Below are 1,013 nucleotides of genomic sequence, written 5' to 3'. Positions count from 1 at the left end.
AAACGTCGTATTGTTGCCCGGTAACATAAAATTCAATCATCCGGTCGTCGTTACCGACGTCGTTTATTGCAATGGTCGGGTATGGTTCCCCCGGCAATTGGTTAAAACAGTCCTCAATTTCCCGGTATCCCTCCGGGAACCCGCCCGGTCGGATTAGTAATAATAAAAGGATATTTTCAAACCCCGGCGCAACTTACAATGTTCGGCGTCTTTGACACAACGGAAAGCACGGCGCAATAATTTGTTCGCCATTTCAACGCCTACTAACTTAATCAAACCGGAAACGCCAACCAACGTGTTAATCTTTTTGCCGTTGAACAAGCCGTTTACTTTGATTTTGAAAGTACGGTTAATTTCTTTTGTTGTATATTCCAAACCGTTGTAAATATCTTCGGGCTTCATTGTATCGCTCTTTTTGTTGCCGGGAAAACGCCCGGTCGTTTTATTAACATGGTACAAAGATATGGCATTTTATTTTAACTACCAAAAGAATTTTCTTTTATTTTCGATTTGCGGACAAAAAACGGTTCTTTTGGCTCCCCGCAAAGTTATTTTTGGCGAATTTTCATTTTAAGCCACTTTATTTGCCGGGGTGGGTACTTTATCCATTCAAACAAAATAATAGAAATACGGGGCTAAAAACGGGCAAAAACAAAAACGGGGTTGCAACGCTTGGTTACAATCCCTTGCTATATCTATTATGCGTATTCCCAATTATAGCCCTTATGTTTTTTCATACGCCCTTTACAACATCGGATTATTAGTGTATCGCTAAACCCGTCCTTTTTGGCTAAATGTATAGATTGGTATATTTTAAGACAAACCCCGTTTTTCATCATTCTAACAGGTTTTGAATTTGGATGCAATGCACCCTTTTTACCTTGCATATTTTTAGCGTTGTTTTCACTCAATCTTTTTTTTGTAATAGGATTGTTGTTATTTTCCATATATGTAACCCAACGCAAATTGTCCGCATGGTTATTGGCTCGGTCGCCGTCGATATGGTCGATACA

General features: G+C 39.5%; 2 protein-coding genes. Both read right to left on the bottom strand.

The features are described 5' to 3' along the window. Positions 1–153: 153 nt before the first annotated feature. A complete protein-coding gene (locus tag ACFFUV_RS23420) occupies positions 154–402 on the bottom strand; it encodes a ribosomal large subunit pseudouridine synthase B (protein ID WP_178572436.1) in 249 nt (82 codons plus the stop codon). Positions 403–698: 296 nt separating this feature from the next. Further along, positions 699–1,013 (bottom strand): HNH endonuclease (locus tag ACFFUV_RS23415; protein WP_390198338.1); only part of this gene is annotated, 315 nt, incomplete at its 5' end.

Origin of the sequence: Vibrio olivae (assembly GCF_042428525.1) — a bacterium.
Lineage (GTDB): Bacteria > Pseudomonadota > Gammaproteobacteria > Enterobacterales > Vibrionaceae > Vibrio > Vibrio olivae.
Note: the sequence above shows the minus strand (reverse complement) of the source record. Positions and strands in the feature narration are given on the sequence as shown.

Bases quoted from the DNA above. Each gene is read 5' to 3' on its own strand.
- ACFFUV_RS23420 (WP_178572436.1), bottom strand. From the start codon at position 402: ATGAAGCCCGAAGATATTTACAACGGTTTGGAATATACAACAAAAGAA.